A 23959-nucleotide genomic window follows, 5' to 3' on the forward strand; every position below is an offset into this window, starting at 1 on the left:
CGATTGTATCCTGAATAGGGGGCAGTGGAGGATTGTTAATCCTGAGCAGCCAGATGAAGCATAGTGTTGGCGAGCAGGGATGTTCCGTTGGCAATCTGTTTGTCTGTGGCGTGTTCGAGCGGGGAGTGGCTGATGCCAGCTTTGCAGGGGATGAAGATCATGGCAGTGGGAATATGGGAACCATCTGCACGGATCTGCTGCGCTACCGTGCCTGCATCGTGCCAGGCACCGCTGGGCAGGTTGATATGTGAGAGTTCGAGCTTGTCGCAATGCACTGCCAGTAAGCTTTGCAGGGACGCATCCAGTTGAGCGATACCGCCCTGTTCCGAGAAGGTGTCGAACTCGACTGAAATACCGAATTCTGCAGCCGTTTGCTGCATCAGTTTTTCAGCCTGTTGCGAGTAGTCAGAGACCTGTTCGGCTTCACAGCCGCGCACTTCAAAAGAGAAACAGGAAACACCGCTGACTTTGCTGACGGCATTGTTGCGCAGTTCAGCAGTTAAATGATCAGCACCATTGATGATGCCAATGGTTTGTACCAGATCGGCACCTGCAGTGTTGAATTCGCTCAGCAGTGTATCAAGGCGAACATGCATATAGGCCATGGCAAGGTTACAGTCCTGTCTGTAGTTGTAACCCATGGGGGTAGCACCTGAATGATCAAACGTTCCTGTCAGCTTCACCCAGCTGCGTTTCGAGCCGCGAATGGCTGTGACAATGCCGATTTCACACTGCTCTGTTTCCAGGACTTTACCCTGTTCAATATGTAATTCGATATAGGCGGTGATGTGCTCTTTCTCTTCGGTTGTGATCGATGGCGTGTTGGTTTCTATGACTGCCGGATCAACATCATGATCGGACATGGCTTGACGCAGGGTTTTGCTCCGGTAATCCATGCCAAGAGATGAAGCTGGAAGTTGTCCGAATGCAGCGAGTGAGCCGATAGAGGCAATGCCGAATGCGGCGGACTCTTCTGCACGCCAGATACGTAAGCGCAGACCACGATGAAGTTCTCTGTTTGATTTGATGATGCTGTGCAGAGCGACAAAGCCAGCGACAACACCGGCAAGGCCATCAAAATTGCCGCCACCGGGTACAGTATCTACATGCGAACCTGTTTCAATCCAGTGATCGAATGCACCCGTACTTTCAATAACAAGATTGCCAACGCTATCGTAGTGATGGTTTAAGGAGGAGAGTTCAGCCTGTTCTGCGAAATACTGCATCACCATGCTCTCTTCATTCGAGTAGGCGGGACGATCAAAACCGTTCGCAATATCACCGCCCATGCTGTGAAGGCGGTCATAGTGGGCTGCAATGGCCGCTGTATCAATATGTATTAGTGATGCAGAAGCCATGAGAGGGCTATGAGCCCTTGATTACTCGTAGAGGCTGGAAATAGAACGGGCATCATAGATGCGCGTTACGGCCTCACCCATGAGGGGTGCGATAGAAATGATGCGCACCTTGCCGGTATCCATGATTCTGTCCGGTTGCAGGATGCTGTCGGTGATCACCAGCTCATTCAGACAGGAATCAGCCAGTCTTTCCGCAGCAGGGCCTGAGAGAACACCATGTGAACAGTATGCGGACACTTTCGTGGCCCCCTGTTCAAGCAGTGCTTCGGCAGCACCGCACAGAGTACCTGCGGTATCCACCATATCATCAATCAGGATACAGTGTTTGCCGGCAACATCACCGATGATATTCATCACTTTTGCCACATTCGGGGCAGGGCGTCGCTTATCCACGATAGCCATATCCACATGCAGGCGGTTAGCCAGAGCACGTGCACGCACCACACCACCAACATCGGGTGAGACAATCATAATATCATCGAGGTTATTTTTCTCTTCAATGTCTTTAGAGAAGAGCGGGATAGCGAAAATGTTATCAACCGGGATATCGAAGAAACCCTGAATCTGGGTGGCATGCAGATCGAGAGTCAGTACGCGGGTTGCACCGGCACGTGAAATCAGATCGGCGACCAGTTTGGCTGAAATCGGAGTGCGGCCCGCACTTTTACGATCCTGGCGCGCATAACCGAAGTAGGGGATGACAACGCAGATATTGCGGGCTGATGCACGCTTGGCTGCATCAATGAAAATCAGCAGCTCCATCAGATTGGCATTACATGGTTTGCTGGTGCTCTGGATGAAAAATGCATCCAGCCCTCGAATGGTTTCACGAACCTGAAGAAAAATTTCGCCGTCTGAAAAACGCTGGAAGTAGAGATCACCCATCGGATGATCAATATGGTCACAGATACTTTGAGCCAAAGGTGGATTGGAGGTGCCCGAAAAGAGCCGAAGTTTTTCGTGATACATGAATTACACCTCCGTGTAACGCCCGGTCCGCCTGTTCGACAAACCGGATTTTGCTTTTACGTGCTGACTAAATAGCCGGATAGCATTGATCAGCATCTGTTCAACAAACTGGCTGGGACGGCAGGATTCGAACCTGCGCATGACGGGATCAAAACCCGCTGCCTTACCGCTTGGCTACGTCCCAATATGTTCCGCCTGCAATGGATGCCGACTGTGAATATTTCCAACATGTGTCCAGGTCGCAAGACCCAGCTGTTTCAACGTATCAGCCATTGCATTGGCCTGACGTAGATCGTCAAACAGGGCTACACAGGTTGAGCCGCTTCCACTCATCCATGCTTTTTCCGAGTGATTTCGCAGGTGTTGCAATAGTTGCGAAACCTCAGGACTCAAGCTGCAAGCACTGCCTTCAAGATCATTTTCTCCAAGGCTGCCTGAGTCGCGGCGGATGGTATCCACCCCCTTTGGACTGGTCAACGTGTGATCGCCACTCGCAACAGATTGATCAAAGTGATGAAATACTTCCGCTGTGGATAGACCCGTTCCAGGCCAGGCCAGCAGTAGTTGTTTGGCAGGCAGTTTTTGCGGGTATTCCTGTAGTTTTTCACCAATGCCATGTGCAATGCTGGCCTGGCCAAACAGGAAGCATGGGATATCGGCGCCAAATGGAGTAGCGAAAGCGATCAGCTGATCCATGCTTGCATGGATGCCCCATAGTTTATTGGCGGCTAACAGTGCGGTTGCTGCATCGGATGAACCGCCGCCAAGCCCTGCCTGCTCGGGGATATTCTTTTCAATAAAAACGCTCAGGCCCTGCTCAACTGCGTATTGCTCTTTGAAGGCTCGCAGAATTTTGAACACCAGATTCTTTTCACCGCTGAGCTGTTCATTTGAACAGCCAACCTGGATGAGCTCTGATCTTTCGATACTCAGCAGGTCAGATGCTTCGGTAAAGGCAAAGCTGGTATCCAGTTCGTGCATGCCATCTGGCCGTATGGCTGTGACGTAGAGATGCAGGTTGATCTTGGCGGGGGCAGCGAGATGAATCATGATGGTTGAATAATCAGTGTTGCACGACGGCCATGCAACATATCGGTCATGATCAGCTGTTGTTTTTCAGCCTTCCACTCAAGCCGGATCAGGCTGCCCGATGCTGTGCTTTCCCATGTGTTGCCGTTTTTCTTTTTGAAGTGCGAGGGCATTTCATCAAGCAGTACACTGGCCAGTTGTTGCGGTGGCAGCACGATGCCCTGCTTGCCCAGTTGTTGTTGGCTTATGTTTTTCCAGTAGCCGTTGTTGTTGTCTCTGACTTCCATGAAGTCGTGCGACCAGCGGAAATCCACCACAGTGCCGCTCACTGCATGTGTCAGCCGTAACCAGCCTTTTTCGGGAGATGATGATTGCCAGTTTACCGAAACCTGCCAGCGGCGTTTGGGTTCAATAACAATCAAACGACCGGAGAACTCAGGGTAGGGGCCGATACCGGTGGCTGTCTCAGTATCGATTTTTTTTGCGCAGCCGGCGACAAGCAGGCCCAGCAGCAGTAACAGTGCGGGTGCATACAGGCGTCGCATCAATGCTCTCACTGATTGAGTCCAGGTCCGTCGGCAATTTTGTTTTTCAAATCGTTGTGGTTTTCTGAGTCCAGATCGATGGCTTTTTGCCATGCTTTGCGTGCCGGATCAAATTCACCATTTTTCCATAGTATGTCGCCATAGTGTTCGAACATGACTGCATCATCAGAAATACTCTGGAGTGCCATTTTCTGGGTTTCCAGCGCTTTGGCATAATTACCCATGCGGAAATAGACCCATGCCAGAGAGTCCAGGTAATAACCATCCCCCGGTTTCTTCTGTAGTGCGCGTTTGATCAGGGACTCAGCCTTATTCAGATTGATACCCTGAATGGCATAGGTATATCCCAGGAAATTCAACGCTTCACTATGTTTGGGAAATTTCGTGATCACTCTGGTGAGCATGGCCTCAACACCTTCATATTGCTTCAGGTGTTCGTAAGCGACTGCGCGGTTAAATAGAATCTGCGGATGAAGCTTGTTGTTGGCGAGCAATGGCAGCGTTTTTGAAATGACTTTTTTGAATTGTTTCTGTGCCAGCCAGATGCCTGTCAGCATCATGAATGCTTCCATATTCTCGGGTTGTTCTTTTACAATATGAAGTAGCCGTGCTTCAGCCTGATTGAGTTTACCATCACCAAAATCAATGCCGGCCAGACGAATCTGCGCATCGCGACCCATCGGACCATTTATATCGATGGCGGCATAGATCTCCCTGGCTTTCTGAGTCTTCAGCAGGGCTTCCAGACTGGTTGCATAGTAGAAGCGGGATTGATCTGTCGGAACCAGTTCAACCAGTTTGCTGAATGTTTCTTCAGCCTTGCCGAAATCCTGATGGCGGAAGTAGAGCATACCCAGTGATCTGAGAATGTCGGGATTGCCACCGCCTGAAGCCACTTCAGCATCCCGGTAAATCAGGATGGCTTCTGCAATACGGTTCTGTTCGAGCAGTAGTTGTCCCAACACATGGCTGATGCGTACTGCCTCGGGATAATTTGCCAAAAACTGACGCAGAATGTCTTCAGCTTGATCGGCTTTGTTTTCTTTCAATGCAATGCCACTGAGCATAATGGCAGCCGTATCACTGGCCGGTTCCAGCTTCAGCATGCGTCTTAATGAAACTCTGGCTGCCATCAAATCATTGTTCTTTAATAACAGTTGAGCCTGTAGCAGGCGAAATTCAGGTAACTCCTCTGCTGCAATGGCTGCATCCATCGCAGTCAGTGCTTCATCCAGACGGTCCTGATTGGCAAATATGCGGGCCTGAATTTCACGTGCTGCAAGATGGGCAGGGCGGGTTTTGAGGAATCCGTCGAGTTCGGTGAGGGCTAGATCCATCTTGTTTTTTGCAACAAGCATTTTGATCTGCGTCAATTTGAGTTGTTCAAACTGTTCGGCTGAGAGGGCAGGCTCAACTAACAGATCTGTGACGTGTTGCTCGGCATCAGCTTGTCTGCCTGATTGCAACAGCAGTGCGGCCAGTTGTATGCGAGGGGTGATGGCCGTTGCATCTTTTTCTACCAGTGCGGAAAGCAATTCAATAGCGAGTTGGTGGTCGCCCTCTTTCAATGCATCCTGCGATGCCAGATAGAGGAACTGGGTATCCATCTGCATGATGTCAGCACGGCTTGAGCTTGTTTTTTCGCTTACTTGCTCTGTTGCCGTTTTTTGCATGCTGCTGCCGCAGGCAGACAAAACAAGGGCACAGAGTATTGCAAGGATAGAAATACCTGGGGTTCTGAACATATTACAGTTCCACAACTGCAATGTTCTGAAAAGCCGTGGCTGCGCTATTCAGGCTCCAGCACTTGAAGTCGGCAGCTGTGCCGTCGCAGATACTAACAATCGGGTATGCGAATCCATCCCAGGCACTTTCCAGATCAGTGGGAGATGGTTTGGCAGGGCAGTTTGGATGTGAATGATAAACACCGACAATCTCCATGCCTGAGCCGCGCAATGCTTTGTCTACAGCTTGATAGCCGGCAGGATCAAGCATAAAGCGGTCGGCTGCGCGTTCATCGTTAAGGTTGGCTACCTGATGAACTTCACAGATGTTCCAGCTGTTGTCTGAAATATTGCCGACTAGAAGGCCGCAGATTTCATGCGGGAATCCGGCTTCTCCCTGTAGTTGAATCGCTTTCAGGCATGAGGCGGGGATATTGAACTGTGATGGTGATGTTTCTTCATCAATCACTGCCAAATATTCTGGGCTGGTGAATCGTTCAGGTTCGTAAGCTGGGGTAGTCACGTGATTGCTCCGGTTTTGGGCTGTCGCTTCATTCGTTTTAGCGAGGCTCAAGCTAACCCGCAAATCTCATGTGAAAAGACATAAAAAAAGGGAGGGCCAAAGCCCTCCCTTTTTGATGAACAGATAGAATCTTAACGTTTTGAGAACTGCGGAGCACGACGTGCTTTTTTCAGACCAGCTTTCTTACGTTCAACCTTACGTGAGTCACGAGTCAGGAAGCCTAATGCTTTCAATGCAGGACGAAGACCTGAATCGTATTCAATCAGTGCACGTGCAATACCGTGACGGATCGCACCGGCCTGACCGGACACACCACCGCCGAATACATTCACGCGAACGTCAATGCGACCGGTAAGCTGGGTTTCAGTCAAAGGCAAAATCGCCTGCTGACGAATGATTTCGACCGGGAAGTAATTATCCAGTTCGCGACCGTTAACCTGAATTTCACCCTTACCAGGCTGAATGATTACACGGGCTACGCTGCGCTTGCGGCGGCCAGTGCCGCGATAAGTTGTTTCTGCCATCGTTAGTTCCTCTGTCTGCTTTTGCTTAGTTCAGTTTCATTGCTTCAGGCTGCTGAGCAGTGTGCGGGTGATCTCCACCTGCATATACTTTCAGCTTCTTCAGCATAGCGCGGCCCAACGGGCCTTTTGGCATCATGCCTTTAACGGCAGCTTCGATGATACGCTCTGGATGTTTTTCACGCTGTTTTTCAAGCGTAATGCTTTTAATACCACCGGCATAACCCGAGTGGCGATAATAGATTTTATCGGCTTCTTTGTTGCCGGTTACTGCAATTTTGTCTGCATTGATCACGATTACGTGGTCACCACAATCAGCGTGTGGTGTGTACTCTGGACGGTGTTTACCGCGCAGAACAGTTGCGATCTGAGTAGACAGGCGGCCAAGAATAAGGTCAGTGGCATCAACAATGTACCATTTGCGCTCAACATCGCCAGGGCGAACAGTCCAAGTACTCATTTATTTTTCTCCATATTTACGGTCATTCTGACAGGCCATAATATCGGGGTCTGTCCTGCAGGGGCGGCGCATTATAAGTGGGGTCAGGTTGTTGTCAATTGCCTAAACAGTACAAGATTGATCTCTTTGCTTATCAATTATTACTCAGCCTTGATGTGTGACTAAATCTGGCCGCTATCTTGCTATCCCCATTGGTTGTTCGAAGACTAAACCAGTGAGAGTGGGCGTATATGAAAGATGTGAAATTGGAATCTGACCATCATCTGCATTTGAGTGTACCTAGAAAATATCTCAATGAACTTCTTTTTGATACCAGGACATTGGCTGGCCGTGTAACCAATTGGGGTATGCTTTCTCTGATCATGGTCGTAGTGATTGGCTCCATGGTTAACACAGTCGATGTTTACAATGAAAAGTGGGGTGAGGAAATTCACCAGTTTGAGCGCTGGGTCCTTTATGCTTTTGCGGTTGAGTATGTTTTGAGAGTTTATGCCGCTCGCAACCGCAGACATTATCTGCTGAGTTTTAATGGTATCGTAGATTTAATCACCGTATTACCTCTGTTTATTGTTGGCGATTCTTTTGTTCTCGTGCGTTTACTGCGCCTTGCACGTGTGATCAGGGTGGCTATTTCGTTTCCGGTTGTTCGTTCGTTGTTTGCATCCCTGAAGGGTTCTCTTAAATTACTTATGGGTGTATTGGGGACGATTGGTCTGATTTCTGTGATGGTCGGTAATCTGATTTATATTCTTGAACCACAAACGTATTCCAATGCATTTGAAGGGACGTGGTGGTCGCTGGTAACCATGAGTACCGTTGGTTATGGTGATTTTGTGCCGCAAACTGCGGCTGGCAAGATGCTCGCTGCGAGCTTGATCATGTCTGGTATCTGCATGTTTGCGATGGTAACCGCTGTCATATCAGTCAAAGTCGGTCGAATGATCAATAACTCTGCCAAATGCGTATCTTGTAATCATGGCATTGCCCCTGATTATCTCTATTGCCCGCATTGCGCTACTGAGCAGGAGCAGGCACAGCCGGAGCTGTTTGAGGAGGATGATGCCTAGCCTGTTTCACTAATATCATGAACTCTCCAGGCGGATGTATCTGGCTAGGCCATTTACGATTTGATCGCTGAGATCATTGTGCCGAATATTTATTTGCAGCGAGTTCTGAAGAGGGGGCTCCCATCAGTACATGTATATGGAATGCTGAAGTGCTTGTTCTGACACGGGCACGACAACACGGTTATGGACTAATTCTGGCTAGATAGTAAAGCGTCTTTCGGGAAGCGGGTTGTTCCGCTATCATGCCGCCCTCCCTGATATAGGATACGCTGGAGGTAGACTGCATGAACGATCAACTGCTTGGAGAAGGCCTGACCTTTGATGATGTGTTGCTGGTGCCTCAGGCAAGCAGCGTAATGCCGCGAGGGGTTGATACCTCAGCACAACTTACCAAAAACATTCGCCTGAATATCCCTGTGATTTCTGCAGCAATGGATACAGTGACTGAATCCGGAACTGCTATTGCGCTGGCTCAGGAAGGTGGCATCGGCGTTATCCATAAAAATATGACCCCTGTCGAACAGGCTGCTGAAGTCAGACGCGTAAAACGTTTCGAAGCAGGTGTGGTGCAGGAACCATTGACCGTAACACCTGATACTACACTGGCGCAGATGCATGCTCTGGCTGCCGAACATGGTTTCTCTGGATTCCCTGTGCTGGATAATGATGGCAAAGTCTGTGGCATCATTACCAACCGGGACATCCGGTTTGAACGTGATCCTAACAGCAAGGTTGTGGATATGATGACACCAAAGGATCGTCTGGTGTCAGTTGAACATGGCGTTGATCTTGATACCTGCAAGGATCTGTTTCGCTTGCATCGCATTGAAAAATTACCGGTTGTAGATGCTGTAGGTCGCCTGCAGGGCATGGTTACTGTACGTGATATTGAAAAATCTTCTGCCAATCCGAATGCGGTGCGCGATGACCTCGGTCGTCTGCTGGCTGCAGCGGCGATTGGTGTTGGTGATGCTGAAATGCAGCGTTTTGAAGCACTGTATGCGGCGGGCATAGATGCAATTATTGTTGATACTGCACATGGTCATTCACAGGGTGTGATTAATCAGGTACGTGAAATCAAACGTGAGTATGGTGACAAGATTCAGGTGATTGGCGGCAATATCGCTACTCCGGAAGCTGTTCGTGATCTGGCTGATGCTGGTGCGGATGCAGTGAAGGTTGGTATTGGTCCGGGGTCTATTTGCACAACGCGTATTGTTGCGGGTGTAGGTGTGCCGCAGCTGACTGCAGTGATGCAGTGTGCAGAGGCTGGCAGAGCTGCCGGTGTTCCGGTGATTGCGGATGGTGGTATCAAGTTCTCGGGAGACTTTGCCAAGGCTATGGCGGCAGGTGCATCAACCTGCATGTTCGGTTCCATGTTTGCCGGCACTGAAGAGGCACCCGGCGATAAGATCCTGTATCAGGGCCGCACCTATAAAGCATACCGTGGCATGGGTTCAATCGGTGCCATGAAGCAGGGCAGTAAGGATCGTTATTTCCAGGGTGATGTAGATGAAGCGATGAAACTGGTTCCAGAGGGTATTGAAGGTCGTGTGGCTTATAAAGGTCAGCTTAATGATATTCTGCATCAACTGGTAGGTGGTTTACGTGCCGCGATGGGTTACACCGGTGCAGCCAGTATTGATGAGATGCATAAACGTGCCAGGTTCGTTCGCATTACAGGTGCGGGACTGCGTGAGTCTCATGTGCATGATGTGACCATAACTGAAGAAGCCCCGAACTACCGCTTCGAGTCCTGATATTTAAGACACAGATGAACGCAGATGTTCACTGATGTCTGTCTATGACTTTGAAGACAAATGACTGGTGGAGAATGAGTATGATGGATGTATATGTTCTGCAGATCTCTTGATCTGTGTGCATCTCTGTTCATCTGCGTCTGAGGATTTTATCTAATGGAAAAAATATTAATTCTTGATTTTGGATCGCAATACACACAGCTGATCGCGCGTCGTGTACGTGAAGCTCAGGTTTATTCCGAACTGCATCCATGGGATATGACAGAGGCGGAAATTCGCGCTTTTAACCCATCAGGCATCGTCCTTTCCGGTGGCCCGAACTCAGTATATGAAGATGAAACGCCCAAAGCGCCGGATTGTGTGTTTGAGTTGGGCATACCTGTACTCGGTATCTGTTACGGCATGCAGACCATGGCTGCACAGCTGGGCGGGGCGGTTGAAACCGGCCATGTGCGTGAATTTGGCTACGCTGAGATTCAGTCTTGTGGTGACTCCCCTCTATTGCGCGGTATCGAAGACAAGGAAGGTGGAGTTCTCGATGTATGGATGAGCCACGGTGATAAGGTCTCCGGTTTGCCGGAAGGCTTCCATGTTATCTGCAGCAATGAATCCACTCCGATTGCAGGCATGGCTGATGAGAATCGTCACTTCTATGCGCTGCAGTTCCATCCTGAAGTTACCCACACACATCAGGGCAAAGCCATGCTTTCCCGTTTTGTGCATGATATTTGCGGATGTGCACGTGAATGGACTATGCCGCACTATATCGATGAAGCTGTAGCCCATATCCGTGAGCAGGTGGGTGATGAAGAAGTGATTCTGGGCCTCTCCGGAGGCGTCGATTCTTCGGTTGCGGCAGCACTTTTACAGCGCGCGATTGGTGCACAGCTGACCTGTATCTTTGTAGATAATGGTCTGTTGCGCTTGAACGAAGCTGAGCAGGTGATGGAGATGTTCGCCGGTAACCTTGGTGTGAAAGTGGATCATGTCGATGCATCAGAGAAGTTCTTGAGCGAGTTGGCCGGTGTTTCCGACCCGGAAGCCAAACGCAAGATTATCGGCCGTGAGTTCGTGCATGTATTCCAGGATGAAGCCGAAAGAATGCCAAATGCCAAGTGGCTGGCACAGGGAACCATCTATCCTGATGTTATTGAATCTGCCGGTTCGAAAACCAAAAAAGCACATACAATCAAAAGCCATCATAATGTGGGCGGATTGCCGGACACCCTGCATCTGAAGTTGCTGGAACCTCTGCGTGATCTGTTCAAAGACGAAGTGCGTGAGCTTGGTGTGGCACTGGGACTGCCACGTGAAATGGTTTATCGACATCCATTCCCGGGGCCGGGATTGGGTGTTCGAATCCTGGGTGAAGTGAAGAAAGAGTATGCTGATCTATTACGCCGAGCCGATGCGATTTTTATTGATGAACTGCGTGCATCAGGCTGGTATGACAAAACGTCTCAGGCTTTTGTAGTGTTCCTGCCTGTGAAATCAGTTGGTGTGATGGGTGATGGTCGTACCTATGAGTGGGTGGTTGCCCTGCGTGCAGTTGAAACGCAAGACTTTATGACTGCACACTGGGCGGAACTGCCGCATGCACTTCTGGCTAAAGTATCAAATCGTATTATCAATGAAGTACGCGGCATTAATCGCGTGGTATACGATGTGTCGGGTAAACCCCCGGCCACGATCGAGTGGGAATAGGCCAAAGCGAACCTATTTACCTTGTCTTATGTCGGAATCTAGGCTTTTATAAGGCTGTTATTGAAATAATATGAAGGGAGTTACAATGAAAAAAGTATTTATTCTTGCCTGTGTCGTAATGCTTGCGGCATGCGGTCAGCAGGAAGAGAAAAAAGCACCGGCTCTGTCTCTGGATTCCGATGATGCCAAACTGGGTTATGCTATCGGTATGGATATCGGTCAATCATTGAAAACTCTGGGGACTGATCTGGATCGCGCAGCAATGATAGCTGCTATCAATGATCGTCTGGACAACGCTGAAGCTAAAATGAGCATGGAAGATGCCAGCAAAGTCAAACAGGCTTTCTTTGTAAAACAGGCCGAGAAAAAAGCAGCTGAACAGAAAGCTCTCGGTGAAAAGAATAAAACTGCAGGTGAAGCATTCCTTGCTGAAAATGCCAAGAAAGAGGGCGTGAGCGTAACTGCGAGCGGTTTGCAGTACAGTGTTATCAAGGCAGCTGAAGGTGCCAAACCTGCTGCAACCGACAAGGTGACAGTACATTACGTAGGTACCCTGATTGATGGTACTGAATTTGACTCATCTGTTGCTCGTGGTGAACCGATCAGCTTCCCGCTCAATGGTGTAATCAAGGGTTGGCAGGAAGGTGTTCAACTGATGAGTGTTGGCTCCAAATATAAACTGGTGCTGCCATCTGATCTGGCATATGGCGAGCGTGGTGCAGGTCCAAAAATCGGTCCTAATTCCGTGTTGGTTTTCGAAGTTGAACTGCTGGCCATCGGCGACGCCAAACCTGCTGAAGCAGCGAAGCCTGCAGCAGACATGACACCTGCAGAAGCAGCTGCCAAGGCAATTCAAGAAGCTGCAGACAAACCAGCAGCGAAATAATACTCGTGGCCTCCTTCGGGAGGCCATTTCATTTTGCTGTAATATGGGCCGTTTATTTTTCGTTTCTCATTAATTAAATAGTGGTTATTGGAGTTGATGGTGAAAGAAAAGTTATTAAAACAGTATCGGGTGTGGGATGCACCAACACGTATATTTCATTGGGTAAATTTCACGACTGTGATTCTGCTGATATTTATGGGCCTGATGATGCTGTTCAAGAAAGATATGGGCATTACCAGTCTGGAAGCAAAAATTACACTGAAAACGATTCATGTGCTGATCGGTTATGTGTTTGTCATCAACCTTGCTATCAGGCTCGTGTGGGGCTTTATCGGCAACCGCTTTGCCCGTTGGAGCAATATTGTTCCCGGTAAAGGTTATGGCGCTACACTCTCCAGCTATCATGCCAGTCTGAAAAGTGGCGAACCCCAGCAGTTTCTCGGGCATAACCCGCTGGGGCGACTGGCCGTTGTGGTGATTATGATTTCACTGATTATTATGGCTGTGACCGGCATCATTCGTGCAGGCACCGACATCTATTATCCTCCATTCGGTGCATCCTTTGCGCAGCAGATTGCAGCTGATGGCGTTGATCCATCCACGATTAAACCTTATGACAAAACAGGAACTGATGCCGAGGCCTATAAAGAGTTGAAGGCGTTCAAGGGGCCATTTGGTTCAGTGCATATTTACACTTCATATTTTCTGATGTTCCTGATTCTATTGCATATTCTGGTTGTTGTGCGAACCGAGATCAGAGAAGGGGGATCGCTGGTTTCTGCCATGTTCTCCGGCAAGAAGACCTTATCTCGGGATCCGGAAGATCTGAACGATTAATATCATGCATCGAGAATCATAAAAAAGGCCCCGCGAAAGCGGGGCCTTTTGTTTATCATCCTGATATCACTGCTGCTTCCATGCAGCAAAGCCATTCGCCCCTCCCAGACCGAATGGAAACTTTAATGGACCGCATAGCCTAGTCCACAACTACTCCAAAGCAGCGTGGGCATAGTTCGTTATGTATCTCGTGCGTTGGCTCGGCAGCTTTACCGAAATTCCAGCAGCGCGGGCATTTCACACCATCAGCCGCTTTTACAGTTATAACATCACCGGCTTCTACTTTTGCGACAATGAACAACTGTTCCCAGGTTTCCCCCAGAGATTCGGCGAATGCCTGATCCAGGTTTGGTACGGTAACGGTTGCTGCAATGGATGAGCCTACGATCTTCTCTTTTTTGGCTTGATCCAGCGCGATATTCACCTGCTCACGTTGCGCAAAGAAGGCCTCCCATGCTTTTTCATCCACTTTGATGTCGGCAACGGGATGGAAATTCTGCAGGTGGATACTCTTATCATCAGAGCCCGGCAGATAGTCCCACGCCTCATCAGCGGTAAACGGCACAATCGGTGCAATCAGTCTGATCAGGGTATCGGAGAGATCAAACAGCGTTGCACGTGCTGAGGCGCGACGACTGGAGTCAGTCGCATCGCAGTAGAGACGGTCCTTGATGATATCGAGATAGAAACCACCCAGATCAACAGAACAGAAGTTATGGACTTCCTGATGGATACGGTGGAACTGATAATGTTCATAGGCATCATGTACAGCATGTTCAACCTGTGAAAGCCTGTGGCTTGCCCACTGATCCAGAGGCGTGCGTTCGGTGACAGGAACAGCATCGCGAAGCGGATCAAAGCCATCCAGATTACCCAGCAGGAAGCGAATCGTGTTACGGATACGGCGATAAGCTTCAGCCAACTGTTTCAGTATTTCATCGGAGATGCGAATATCTGCTGAATAATCAGCCGATGCGATCCACAGGCGCAGGATATCAGAGCCCATTTGCTGGATGATCTTCTGAGGTGCAATGACGTTACCCTTGGATTTGGACATCTTGTTGCCGTTTTTATCCACAACGAAACCGTGCGTGAGTACGCCCTTGAACGGCGCAACTCCACGTGTGCCAACACTCTCCAGTAATGAGGATTGAAACCAGCCGCGATGCTGATCGGAGCCTTCCAGATATAGATCAGCAGGGCTTGCTAGATCATCCCGATGTTCCAGTACACAGGCATGTGTACTGCCGGAATCAAACCAGACATCAAGGATGTCGGTTTCTTTTTCAAAGTCGGAACCACCACAGTCAGGGCAAGATGCATCTGCCGGCAGGAACGCGCTCACATCTTTGGCAAACCAGATATCAGCTCCGCCTTGCTCGACCTGTTTGGCGATGCCTTCAACAACCTCGGGGCTGGTAACCTTGTGAGAACCGCAGGCACAGCGAATGGCGGTGATTGGCACACCCCAGTTGCGTTGGCGTGATACGCACCAGTCCGGACGTCCCTCTACCATGGAACGAATACGGTTTTCTCCCCATTCGGGTGTCCAAAGGGTTTTTTTGATTTCTTCCAGCGCTTTATCACGCAGACCATTGGCGTCCATGGAGATAAACCATTGTGGTGTAGCACGGAAAATCAGTGGCTTATGGCAGCGCCAGCAATGTGGATATGAGTGTTTAACCTGAGAGGTTTCCAGCAGGGCACCGCACGCAAGCAGGTGCTCAACCATAATCGCATTGGCCTGATAGACATGGCGCCCGGCTACGACAGGTGTGGCTTCTTCAAACACACCGGTATCTCCCACCGGATTAAAGGCTTTCAGACCGTATTTCATACCGATTTCGTAATCTTCCTGACCATGTCCGGGAGCCGTATGAACTGAGCCTGTACCAGCTTCAAGTGTTACATGATCGCCGATCAGAATCGGAGCATCCTGATTCAGATACGGATGACGGAAACGACGGCGATCCATCCTGTTGCCGGCAAAGGTTGTCAGTACATTGCCCTCGGCTCCGATCGCCTGCATAACACTTTCACGCAGATCTTCAGCAAGGATCAGAATCTCTCCGGCTTTCAGATTAGCGTTATCACCTGCATCAGTGATTTGTACGGCTGAGTATTCGATGTCAGGGCCAACAGAGACGGCAAGGTTGGCCGGAATGGTCCAGGGTGTTGTGGTCCAGATAACGATGGAAACATCACCTGTGAGTTCTGCCGCGATATCAGAGAGGTCTTCACCGGCAGTGAATTTTACATAAATGGAGTGTGATGTGTGATCTTCATATTCCACTTCTGCTTCAGCCAGGGCTGTGGCGCAAGAGACGCACCAATGCACAGGTTTCGCACCCTTATACAGACCACCATTGCCGAGAAATTTACCGATCTCGCGAACGGTATTAGCTTCAAATTTATAGTCCATGGTGACATAGGGGTTTTCCCAGTCGCCGGTGATACCCAGGCGTTTGAATTCTTCGCGCTGAACATCAATCTGGCCTTTGGCATATTCACGACATTCAGTGCGGAATTCAGAATCAGAGATATCTTCTTTCTTACGCTTTTTCTTTTTGAATTTTTCTTCAACTTTCAGTTCGATTGGCAGGCCATGACAATCCCAGCCAGGCACGTAGGGCGCATCAAAGCCCAGCATGGAGCGTGAGCGAATAACGATATCTTTGAGAACTTTATTAACTGCATGACCGATATGGATGCTGCCATTGGCGTAGGGAGGGCCATCATGCAGGATGAATTTCGGTGCATCCTTGCGCGCTTCACGAATCTGGGCATACAGGTCTTCATCTTCCCACTTTGCCAGACGTTTCGGTTCATTTTGCGGCAGGTTGCCACGCATTGGAAAGTCTGTTTTCGGTAGAAAAACGGTTGGTCGATAATCAAAAGTTTCTTGGTCAGCCACGGCAAAACTCCAAAGGAATGCTTAAAGGTTGCGCATGATAGGCAAAACATACGCTTTTGTCTCACCCGTCTGTTCAGTAGCTGGAGAGATGCTTTGCCAGTTGAATTTGGAGTGCTGAAATATCAGTCAAGTATGACTCTTGCAGCCTCACAGTCTTTGGCGATCTGTTGGGCCAGATCGGCGTGGCCGGTGAATTTGCGATCTTCCCTGATGCGTTTGATAAAACTGACATTCAGGCACTGATCGTACAGGTCAGGAGAGTCATCAAGTAGATGGGTTTCCAAGAGCAGGGTGCGGCCGTTGAAGGTGGGACGATAACCGAGATAGGCAGCCCCATTCCACTGTTTGCCGTGGCTATTGGCGCGAACGGCATATATGCCGACAGGCGGGTGAGCAAGGTCGGCGACGTCAACGTTGGCAGTGGGGAAGTTCATTTCCCTGCCGCGTTTATCTCCGTGCAGTACAGTGCCGGCAATCGAGTAATCGCGGCCCAATAATTTCCTGGCCAGCTCGAAATCGGCGGCTTCAACTGCCGAGCGGATACGTGAGGAAGAGACGACTGCGCCGAGCATTTCAAAGGCCGCGGCTTCTGTGACATTAAAGTCATGTGTTTCGCCTAATGTGCGCAGATCATCAACATGGCCTTGCCTGTCGCGACCAAACGCAAAATCGTAACCGACGTGGATGTGTTTAAATGCAAATGTATCGTGCAGGGTCTTGGAGAATTTTTCTGCAGACCAGGTGGCCAGTTCTTTGGTGAACTCAAGCAACAGTACTGCATCAACACCGGCTGCTTGCAGATATTGCATGCGTTCCTGCACATGGCAGAGACGACGCGGTGCTTCTTCAGGATAGAGGACTGCGCGCGGATGCGGTTCGAATGTTACGACAATGGTAGGGCCGTCAGCTGCACTGGCGTGACCATTGGTTTCAGCCAACACCTGTTCATGGCCCATGTGTACACCATCAAAGTTACCGACAGTGATAGCACCACCTTTAATGTCACTGGCCGCCGTGGCCTCTTCCCATGTATGAAAAACCTGCATGGCTGAATCCTATCGTTTTGTGTCTCAATTAAACAGATAGAGCGGTGTGATGGAGCAGCAGGGCTTGAGCTGGCTCATCAGAGTCGGCACGATTGCGAACTATGGATATAGTAACGCAAGGCTTGGCCGGTGCTGTTTTGGCCCAGAGCTTCTCGAACAAGCACGAAACCCGTCTGGCAATGGTGATCGGCTTCCTGGCTGGTTTGCTGGCAGATATTGATGCGATATTCACATTGGCTGAAACGGACCCTCTGCTTCAGCTTGATTTTCACCGGCACTTTACCCACTCGATATTTTTTATCCCGTTCGGGGGTCTGATTGCTGCACTGCTGATGTGGCCTGTGCTGAAAAAACACCTGCCGTTTAAACGCGCCCTGCTGTTCACTACTGCCGGGTATGCTACTTCGGGTTTGATTGACGCATGTACCTCTTATGGCACCTCCCTGCTTTGGCCGTTAAGCGATGAACGAATTTCCTGGAATATCATCTCTATTCTGGATCCACTATTTTCCATTGCTCTGATTTTAGCCATTGTATTGGCTGCTGTTAAACGTACACCGCGTTATGCTGCCTTTGGCGTCTGCTTTGCCATCTCCTATCTCATGGTTGGAGTTGCCCAACATGAACGGGTAGAAGCTATGGCTATGGCGCTGGCAGAATCACGCGGCCATCAGGTGGAGCGAATCGAAATCAAACCGACAATGGGAAATCTGGTGTTGTGGCGTTCTGTTTACGAATCCGGAGGCTATTTCCATGTTGATGCCCTGAGGGTCGGACTTCCGGGGCAAGAGAAACAGTACATTGGTGAGTCGGTTAAACGCTTTGAGCTGGAAGATTTGCCAGAGTTATCAGAAAGCAGCGTGCTTGCTGAAGATATCAAACGTTTCGAATTTTTCTCAGATGGATACGTAGCTCTGGTTCCAGGCGACAAACCTGTGATAGGTGATGCCCGTTATTCCATGCTGCCCACTTCCACGAAACCGATCTGGGGTATTGAACTGGACCTTGCCGATCAGCATCGTCATACACCTTTCAATCAGTTTCATGATACATCCAAGCAGACGCGGCAGATGTTTATCGACATGCTGCTTGGTGAAGACATTCGTATTGTCAAAGAAGAAACCCGACCCGAACCTCAAGCCAAAGCTGATTCACCCGAAAAACAGATCTGACGAACGTCTGCTTGCGGCCCAGAGTGTGTGAAAACGCTGATCATTAATGGTATAATTATCTCACAACGTCTTGTGGGGTGTTTTCATGAAACGATTTGTAGTTGGAGAAAGTCGAAGTCAGAGCACGCTGCTTCCTGAGTTGCTTGATGACTATGTAAATGAAGACAATCCAGTTCGCGTGATTGATGTATTTGTTGATGAGTTAGATATGCGAGAGCTTGGTTTTACTGGCGTCGACCCGCAAGCAACAGGCCGCCCCGCATATCATCCTGCGATGTTGTTGAAGCTGTATGTTTACGGATACCTGAACCGAACCCAATCAAGCCGTCGCCTTGAGCGCGAAAGTCATCGCAATGTTGAGGTGATGTGGCTGACCGGTCGGCTGATGCCGGATTTCAAAACGATAGCAGACTTCCGCAAAGATAATGGTAAGGCGATACAAAACGTCTGCCGCGAGTTTGTGGTGTTATGCCGGAAGCTGAAGCTTCTCACTGAATCGATGGTTGCCATTGATGGCAGTAAATTCAAAGCAGTGAATGCCAGAGACAAGAACTTTACCCAGGCCAAAATGAAACGTCGGATGGATGATATTGATAAAAGCATCGACGAATATATGCGTCAGCTTGATACGGCAGATCGACAGGAAGAACGGATACGCCAAGCCGATACAGGCAGGCTGAAAGATAAGATTGCCAAGCTGAAAGACGAGATGAAGCGGCTGAAGAAACTGAATGCAGAGATGCTGAAACAGCCAGATAAACAAATATCTCTAACTGATCCCGATGCCCGCTCCATGAAAACCAGAGGCATTGGCATTGTAGGCTATAACGTCCAGACAGCAGTTGATGTTAAGAACCACCTGATTGTGGAGCATGAGGTCACGAACAATGGCAGTGACAGAGGACAGCTTTCATCCATGGCAAAGAAGGCTCGTCAGAGTATGGGTTCGGATAAGCTCGAGATAGTTGCAGACCGTGGGTACTACAAGAGTATCGAGATCAAAGCGTGCGACGATGTTGGTATCATCACATATCTCCCAGAAGCGATTACATCGCAAGGCCGAAAGGCAGGCAGATTCACCAAGCAGGACTTCCGCTATCTACCAGATACTAATGAGTATCTCTGTCCATCCGGAGAGCGGTTGCAATGGCACTTCACAACCAATGAAAACGGTATGGATCTGCATTGCTATTGGAGCTTTGCCGCCTGTAGTGTGTGTTCAGTAAAACAGCAATGCACCACATCACCCCAACCGCGACGCATAAAACGATGGGAGCATGAGAATATTCTGGAAGCAATGAAACTCAGGCTAAAGCTGAAAGGCGATGCCATGCGTATACGAAGGCAAACGGTTGAGCACCCCTTTGGAACCATCAAAGCATGGATGGGTGCAACTCACTTTCTGACCAGGACGATTGATCGAGTCAGTACGGAAATGAGTATGCATGTGCTTGCTTACAATCTGAAACGAGTCATCAACATGATGGGCGTCAGGGGATTGGTACAGGCGATCCGCGCCTGAGCCTCTTCTTAGCCCTCATATCTGCCAGAATCCGCCTTAATCGAGTATGGAAAGTCCCATATCCCTCTTTAGATCGACAGGAATCAGCAAACACAAATAAACCACTCTATCTTGGCCTTGTTGCTCGGTTGAAATGCAGCCTTAACCCCAGCCCTGTGTTTTCGCACACTCTGGGCCCAAAACGGACACTCAAATGATAAATAAATACTTGAAAAGGATGTTTGGCAAATAAATATGAAAAAATATGCTTTTAGGGACTGGCTACTTATTTTGATTGGAGCCCTTTGTGTGTTGATTTGCTTTTCATCCAGCATAATAGCTGACCAATTAATAAGAGAAGTAATGTTTTATGGTGGCTGGTTAATAGCAGCCATTATATGGCTTTATTTGATAGTGACACCGATTTTAAGAAGAAAAGAAATCATAGCAGAGGATGATGAGTACAGAGAATCATTGAAGTCAACTCCACCATGGAAGCGTCCACCTCCTGATTCTTGAGTGTCCGATTTTGGGCGGAAACAGTCAGTCAGTTTGTTTGGATTAGGCCAGTTAAATCGCGCTGGATTTTTCGGGCCACTGGCATTCAGCAGAGACAGCGCAGGTCGGGCAACGAGGTTTGCGGGCGATACAGGTGTAGCGACCATGCAGAATGAGCCAGTGGTGGGCATGCTGCATGAATTCTTTCGGGATCACTTTTAACAATCCCTTTTCTACGTCGAGCGGTGTTTTACCCGGAGCCAGTCCCGTGCGGTTACCAACGCGGAAGATGTGTGTATCCACGGCCATGGTCGGTTCACCAAATAGTACGTTGAGCACGACATTGGCAGTTTTCCTGCCCACGCCGGGCAGTGCTTCCAGTTCTTTGCGTGTGCGTGGTATCTCTCCGCCATGCTGTGAAACCAGAATCTCGCAGGCACCGATCAGATGTTTGGCTTTACTATTATACAGGCCGAGCGTGGCGATATATTTTTTCAGTTTCGCTTCGCCCAGTTTCAGGATAGCCGCAGGTGTATTGGCAACCGGATAGAGTTTGGCTGTGGCCTTGTTGACGCCGACATCGGTGGATTGAGCTGAGAGCATGACAGCAGCCAGCAGTTCGAACTCATTGGTATAGTTCAGTTCGGTAACAGGTTCAGGGTCTATGGATTGCAGATGTTCAAAAAACCGCCTGATCTGGGCAGCATTCATTCGCTTGGGCATAGAACGTTTAGTCGTTCACTTCTTTCATGGTCAGGCTGACCTGTCGATCAGTGATTTCTCCGGCAGGGTTTAAAACCTGCTCAACCAGAAACACAGTGTCGTCAGTGATTTTCTCGATTTTTCCATTGTTTTTACCAAGATAATTACCACGGCGCACGATAAAACCTTTGGCAGTACTGTCCTGAACCATGGCCACGCGCTCACCACCCATGCTGAATATGGCGACCAGGCTCAATGTGCTGAGATCATAATCTTCCAGCTTTTCACGGCTGCGATTAGTCAGGCGAAGCTGGTTTTCTATCAGTGCCGTGCGCCCACGCCTTGCAACGCTTTCCAGATAGGAGGCAAAAGGATCACGCAGATTGGCAAAATCAATGACAGGAGCGGTCACCATATGCTGCATGGCATCAGGGATGTCTTCGCTTGAGTCTGAGGCAGGCGCAGCAGATGCCAGGGGAACCCCGATCATCATTGTCGAAATCAGCCATATCAGATGTCTCATGATTTCCTCCCTGCGCCTTGCAGATATCAATTACAGCAGAACTGATGACTTCTGCAAAGCACAATACATGCCAGATGTGTGTTCTGATTATTTATTTTTGTCCGGAACTTCCAAAGCCACCGGTACCGCGCGCGGTTTCCGAGAGTTCACTTACTTCACTGAAATCTGCCTGTACAAACGGAGCAATAATCATCTGGGCGATACGATCTCCGCGGCTGACAGTAAATGCTTCTTTACCGTGGTTAATCAGTATGACGCCCACTTCCCCGCGATAGTCAGCATCAACAGTGCCTGGGCTGTTGAGTACTGTGATACCGTTTTTCAGGGCAAGACCAGAGCGGGGGCGAACCTGCGCTTCATAGTTATCCGGCAGGGCCATGGCAAAACCTGTTTTAATCAGCCTGGTTTCACCCGGTTGAATGATTACATCCGCATCAACGGCAGCGCGAAGATCTGCACCCGCTGCATGAGTGGTGGCATAAAATGGAAGGTCTATGCCTTCCCCGTGTGGTAGTTTTTGAATGTGAACGACAGGATTAAGGCTCATCTAGTTCTCCATAATATGGTTGATAATACTCTGGGCAAATTCGAATTTAGTGACACTTTCGATGGCAAAGGTTTCTGTGTCGCTGATCCACCAGCCATTGGACTTGTCACTACCCATATTGCTGATGTCATTGGCAATGATGGCATCAACACCTTTTTTGACGAGTTTGGCCCGGGCATGCTCGATGTGATCTGATGCTTCGGCTGCAAAAGCAATCACTTTGGTCGGGCGCTTTTGCATGGCAGCAATCTCAGCCACGATGTCCGGATTGGCGATCATGTTGACACTCATGCTGGTTGTATCACCACGCTTGAGTTTGCCCTGGCATACCTTGTCAAATCTGAAATCGGATACTGCTGCTGTGGCAATGAAGACATCAGCTTCTGCCGCTTCATGTTTGCATGCTGTATGCATCTGCTTGGCGGATTCAACATCGAAGCGCTTAATGTCGGGATGGGTTTCCGGGGTGCCGGGACCAGCGATCAGTGAAACCTCTGCGCCTTTAATGACTGCCAGATCAGCCAACATGGCGCCGAGCATGCCGCTGGCCCTGTTGGTTAACAGGCGCACATCATCCCACGCCTCAACAGTAGGGCCGGCATTAATGACCCAATGCTGACCGTTCAGGTTCTGCTTTGTTAATAGTGGTAGCAGGGCTGAAATGATGGCGCGTGGCTCGCTCAGGCGGCCAGCACCTGATTCGCCACAGGCCAGTTCACCGGCTTCCGGTCCGACAACTGAAATGCCGTTTTGTAGCAGTGTGTTGATATTGTGTTGTGTGGCAGTTGCATCCCACATGGAGCTGTTCATGGCGGGTGCGAGCAGTACCGGCTTGTCACATACCTGCATGATAGTGGTGAGCAGGTCATCAGCGATGCCGTGGGCAAAGCGGGCAATCAGATTGGATGTGGCCGGTGCAATAATGACTGCATCGGCCCAGCGGGCCAGTTGAATATGTCCCATCTCTCTTTCACCGGTCAGGTCAAACAGCTCGGTGTGAACCTCTTCACCGGTCAAGGCTTCAAAGGTCAGCGGGGAGACAAATTCGCAGGCTGACCGTGTCATGACGCAGCGAACTTCCATGCCGGATTTTTTCAGCAAACGGGTCAATTCGGCCACACGGTAAACGGCTATGCCGCCACCGATACCGATGAGTATGCGTTTGCCGAGCAGGTTCATGCGCCTTGCAGTTCCTTCAGGGTGTTCAACACCTCTTCGACATGGCCGGGTACTCTCACTTTGCGCCAAGCATAAGCAATATCACCTTCAGGATTGATGATGAAGGTGGAGCGTTCAACCCCCAGGTACTCTTTGCCATAATTCTTTTTAAGCTGCATGACATCGAAAGCGTTGCATAAAGTCTCATCAGGATCTGAAATCAGCGGAAAGTTCAGCGACTGTTTGGCGGTAAAGTTGGCATGTGATTTTACTGAATCGCGGCTGACGCCGACGATAGCTGCATCTGCTGCAGAAAAATCGGGCAGGGCATCACGGAACCCACACGATTCGGTGGTGCATCCGGACGTACTATCCTTGGGATAAAAATAGAGGATAATCCACTGTCCGCTCAGGTCAGCCAGTTTTAATGTGCCTTCAGGCCATGTTTGCAGTTCAATATCAGCGGGTGCTGCATCTGTTGGATTAATTTTGTATTCGGACATGTATGACTCCTA

At 49.5% G+C, this 23959-nt stretch carries 23 protein-coding genes and 1 tRNA gene; 8 read left to right on the plus strand and 16 right to left on the minus strand.

Annotation, left to right across the window (positions count from 1 at the left end; translation table 11 throughout):
* Positions 1 to 35 precede the first annotated feature (35 nt).
* From MMIC_RS03290 to rplM, 9 genes are all read right to left on the minus strand, one after another.
* On the minus strand, positions 36 to 1358 hold the full coding sequence (locus MMIC_RS03290; RefSeq protein WP_072659031.1) for a hydantoinase/carbamoylase family amidase: 1323 nt from the start codon (positions 1356 to 1358) through the stop codon (positions 36 to 38).
* A gap of 21 nt (positions 1359 to 1379) precedes the next feature.
* Positions 1380 to 2327: a ribose-phosphate pyrophosphokinase gene (locus MMIC_RS03295; protein ID WP_072659033.1), complete on the minus strand. Its 948-nt coding sequence runs from the start codon at positions 2325 to 2327 to the stop codon at positions 1380 to 1382.
* 109 nt (positions 2328 to 2436) lie between these two features.
* A tRNA-Gln gene (locus tag MMIC_RS03300) sits at positions 2437 to 2511 on the minus strand.
* Complete coding sequence (gene ispE / locus MMIC_RS03305) at positions 2502 to 3377, minus strand: 4-(cytidine 5'-diphospho)-2-C-methyl-D-erythritol kinase (RefSeq protein WP_072659035.1); 876 nt, start codon at positions 3375 to 3377, stop codon at positions 2502 to 2504. Before ispE ends, MMIC_RS03300 begins: the two co-directional genes overlap by 10 nt.
* Positions 3374 to 3913, minus strand: coding sequence for a lipoprotein insertase outer membrane protein LolB (locus MMIC_RS03310; RefSeq protein ID WP_171966445.1), 540 nt, complete (start codon positions 3911 to 3913; stop codon positions 3374 to 3376). Before MMIC_RS03310 ends, ispE begins: the two co-directional genes overlap by 4 nt.
* Positions 3910 to 5646, minus strand: a complete 1737-nt coding sequence (locus MMIC_RS03315; RefSeq protein ID WP_072659038.1) for a tetratricopeptide repeat protein — start codon at positions 5644 to 5646, stop codon at positions 3910 to 3912. The genes MMIC_RS03310 and MMIC_RS03315 overlap by 4 nt, the downstream gene beginning before the upstream one ends.
* 1 nt (position 5647) lies before the next feature.
* On the minus strand, positions 5648 to 6148 hold the full coding sequence (locus MMIC_RS03320) for a M67 family metallopeptidase (RefSeq protein WP_083530417.1): 501 nt from the start codon (positions 6146 to 6148) through the stop codon (positions 5648 to 5650).
* A gap of 131 nt (positions 6149 to 6279) precedes the next feature.
* Entirely contained in the window at positions 6280 to 6672 is a 393-nt protein-coding gene (gene rpsI / locus MMIC_RS03325; protein WP_072659039.1) for a 30S ribosomal protein S9, read from the minus strand.
* Between the two features lie 25 nt (positions 6673 to 6697).
* The gene (rplM, locus tag MMIC_RS03330; RefSeq protein WP_072659040.1) at positions 6698 to 7129 is read right to left on the minus strand and encodes a 50S ribosomal protein L13; all 432 of its coding nucleotides are present in this window, start codon (positions 7127 to 7129) and stop codon (positions 6698 to 6700) included.
* 230 nt (positions 7130 to 7359) lie between these two features.
* Here rplM and MMIC_RS03335 point away from each other — a divergent pair, with 230 nt between their 5' ends.
* From MMIC_RS03335 to MMIC_RS03355, 5 genes are all read left to right on the plus strand, one after another.
* Positions 7360 to 8196 (plus strand): ion transporter, encoded by an 837-nt coding sequence (locus tag MMIC_RS03335; protein WP_072659041.1) that lies wholly within the window; start codon positions 7360 to 7362, stop codon positions 8194 to 8196.
* 284 nt (positions 8197 to 8480) lie between these two features.
* Positions 8481 to 9956 carry an IMP dehydrogenase gene (guaB, locus tag MMIC_RS03340; protein WP_072659042.1) on the plus strand — a complete coding sequence of 492 codons (1476 nt, stop codon included), beginning with the start codon at positions 8481 to 8483 and terminating at the stop codon, positions 9954 to 9956.
* A 156-nt stretch (positions 9957 to 10112) separates the two neighbouring features.
* Positions 10113 to 11660 (plus strand): glutamine-hydrolyzing GMP synthase, encoded by a 1548-nt coding sequence (gene guaA / locus MMIC_RS03345; protein ID WP_072659043.1) that lies wholly within the window; start codon positions 10113 to 10115, stop codon positions 11658 to 11660.
* 85 nt (positions 11661 to 11745) lie between these two features.
* Entirely contained in the window at positions 11746 to 12546 is an 801-nt protein-coding gene (locus tag MMIC_RS03350) for an FKBP-type peptidyl-prolyl cis-trans isomerase (protein ID WP_072659044.1), read from the plus strand.
* Between the two features lie 96 nt (positions 12547 to 12642).
* On the plus strand, positions 12643 to 13383 hold the full coding sequence (locus MMIC_RS03355) for a cytochrome b/b6 domain-containing protein (RefSeq protein WP_072659046.1): 741 nt from the start codon (positions 12643 to 12645) through the stop codon (positions 13381 to 13383).
* Between the two features lie 139 nt (positions 13384 to 13522).
* Here MMIC_RS03355 and ileS read toward each other — a convergent pair whose 3' ends face one another.
* Positions 13523 to 16297 (minus strand): isoleucine--tRNA ligase, encoded by a 2775-nt coding sequence (gene ileS / locus MMIC_RS03360; protein ID WP_072659048.1) that lies wholly within the window; start codon positions 16295 to 16297, stop codon positions 13523 to 13525.
* A 122-nt stretch (positions 16298 to 16419) separates the two neighbouring features.
* A complete protein-coding gene (locus MMIC_RS03365) occupies positions 16420 to 17343 on the minus strand; it encodes a bifunctional riboflavin kinase/FAD synthetase (protein ID WP_072659049.1) in 924 nt (307 codons plus the stop codon).
* A gap of 101 nt (positions 17344 to 17444) precedes the next feature.
* On the opposite strand from MMIC_RS03365, the gene MMIC_RS03370 reads away from it, so the two are divergent.
* From MMIC_RS03370 to MMIC_RS12550, 3 genes are all read left to right on the plus strand, one after another.
* Entirely contained in the window at positions 17445 to 18515 is a 1071-nt protein-coding gene (locus tag MMIC_RS03370; protein ID WP_072659050.1) for a metal-dependent hydrolase, read from the plus strand.
* Between the two features lie 85 nt (positions 18516 to 18600).
* The gene (locus MMIC_RS03375; RefSeq protein ID WP_072659051.1) at positions 18601 to 20037 is read left to right on the plus strand and encodes an IS1182 family transposase; all 1437 of its coding nucleotides are present in this window, start codon (positions 18601 to 18603) and stop codon (positions 20035 to 20037) included.
* A 234-nt stretch (positions 20038 to 20271) separates the two neighbouring features.
* Positions 20272 to 20535 carry a hypothetical protein gene (locus MMIC_RS12550; RefSeq protein WP_143144865.1) on the plus strand — a complete coding sequence of 88 codons (264 nt, stop codon included), beginning with the start codon at positions 20272 to 20274 and terminating at the stop codon, positions 20533 to 20535.
* 51 nt (positions 20536 to 20586) lie between these two features.
* Here the strand turns inward: MMIC_RS12550 and nth are convergent, their stop codons facing one another.
* The 5 genes from nth to MMIC_RS03400 form a co-directional block, all read right to left on the minus strand.
* Positions 20587 to 21225, minus strand: coding sequence for an endonuclease III (gene nth, locus MMIC_RS03380; protein ID WP_072659052.1), 639 nt, complete (start codon positions 21223 to 21225; stop codon positions 20587 to 20589).
* Between the two features lie 19 nt (positions 21226 to 21244).
* Positions 21245 to 21739, minus strand: coding sequence for a pilus assembly protein PilP (locus tag MMIC_RS03385; RefSeq protein ID WP_072659053.1), 495 nt, complete (start codon positions 21737 to 21739; stop codon positions 21245 to 21247).
* A 91-nt stretch (positions 21740 to 21830) separates the two neighbouring features.
* Entirely contained in the window at positions 21831 to 22286 is a 456-nt protein-coding gene (dut, locus tag MMIC_RS12555; RefSeq protein ID WP_072659054.1) for a dUTP diphosphatase, read from the minus strand.
* Positions 22287 to 23465, minus strand: coding sequence for a bifunctional phosphopantothenoylcysteine decarboxylase/phosphopantothenate--cysteine ligase CoaBC (gene coaBC, locus MMIC_RS03395; RefSeq protein WP_072659055.1), 1179 nt, complete (start codon positions 23463 to 23465; stop codon positions 22287 to 22289).
* A complete protein-coding gene (locus MMIC_RS03400; protein ID WP_072659056.1) occupies positions 23462 to 23947 on the minus strand; it encodes a peroxiredoxin in 486 nt (161 codons plus the stop codon). Before MMIC_RS03400 ends, coaBC begins: the two co-directional genes overlap by 4 nt.
* Positions 23948 to 23959 lie beyond the last annotated feature (12 nt).

It is taken from the genome of Mariprofundus micogutta, from assembly GCF_001895085.1.
GTDB classification, from domain to species: domain Bacteria; phylum Pseudomonadota; class Zetaproteobacteria; order Mariprofundales; family Mariprofundaceae; genus Mariprofundus; species Mariprofundus micogutta.

Coding starts and splice junctions, on each gene's coding strand:
- nth (WP_072659052.1), bottom strand. CDS start 21,225: ATGAATGCTGCCCAGATCAGGCGGTTTTTTGAACATCTGCAATCCATA.
- MMIC_RS03375 (WP_072659051.1), top strand. CDS start 18,601: ATGAAACGATTTGTAGTTGGAGAAAGTCGAAGTCAGAGCACGCTGCTT.
- MMIC_RS03365 (WP_072659049.1), bottom strand. CDS start 17,343: ATGCAGGTTTTTCATACATGGGAAGAGGCCACGGCGGCCAGTGACATT.
- MMIC_RS03335 (WP_072659041.1), top strand. CDS start 7,360: ATGAAAGATGTGAAATTGGAATCTGACCATCATCTGCATTTGAGTGTA.
- MMIC_RS03350 (WP_072659044.1), top strand. CDS start 11,746: ATGAAAAAAGTATTTATTCTTGCCTGTGTCGTAATGCTTGCGGCATGC.
- guaB (WP_072659042.1), top strand. CDS start 8,481: ATGAACGATCAACTGCTTGGAGAAGGCCTGACCTTTGATGATGTGTTG.
- MMIC_RS03295 (WP_072659033.1), bottom strand. CDS start 2,327: ATGTATCACGAAAAACTTCGGCTCTTTTCGGGCACCTCCAATCCACCT.
- dut (WP_072659054.1), bottom strand. CDS start 22,286: ATGAGCCTTAATCCTGTCGTTCACATTCAAAAACTACCACACGGGGAA.
- MMIC_RS03355 (WP_072659046.1), top strand. CDS start 12,643: ATGGTGAAAGAAAAGTTATTAAAACAGTATCGGGTGTGGGATGCACCA.
- rpsI (WP_072659039.1), bottom strand. CDS start 6,672: ATGGCAGAAACAACTTATCGCGGCACTGGCCGCCGCAAGCGCAGCGTA.
- guaA (WP_072659043.1), top strand. CDS start 10,113: ATGGAAAAAATATTAATTCTTGATTTTGGATCGCAATACACACAGCTG.
- coaBC (WP_072659055.1), bottom strand. CDS start 23,465: ATGAACCTGCTCGGCAAACGCATACTCATCGGTATCGGTGGCGGCATA.
- MMIC_RS03290 (WP_072659031.1), bottom strand. CDS start 1,358: ATGGCTTCTGCATCACTAATACATATTGATACAGCGGCCATTGCAGCC.
- MMIC_RS03385 (WP_072659053.1), bottom strand. CDS start 21,739: ATGAGACATCTGATATGGCTGATTTCGACAATGATGATCGGGGTTCCC.
- MMIC_RS12550 (WP_143144865.1), top strand. CDS start 20,272: ATGAAAAAATATGCTTTTAGGGACTGGCTACTTATTTTGATTGGAGCC.
- MMIC_RS03370 (WP_072659050.1), top strand. CDS start 17,445: ATGGATATAGTAACGCAAGGCTTGGCCGGTGCTGTTTTGGCCCAGAGC.
- MMIC_RS03315 (WP_072659038.1), bottom strand. CDS start 5,646: ATGTTCAGAACCCCAGGTATTTCTATCCTTGCAATACTCTGTGCCCTT.
- ispE (WP_072659035.1), bottom strand. CDS start 3,377: ATGATTCATCTCGCTGCCCCCGCCAAGATCAACCTGCATCTCTACGTC.
- MMIC_RS03400 (WP_072659056.1), bottom strand. CDS start 23,947: ATGTCCGAATACAAAATTAATCCAACAGATGCAGCACCCGCTGATATT.
- rplM (WP_072659040.1), bottom strand. CDS start 7,129: ATGAGTACTTGGACTGTTCGCCCTGGCGATGTTGAGCGCAAATGGTAC.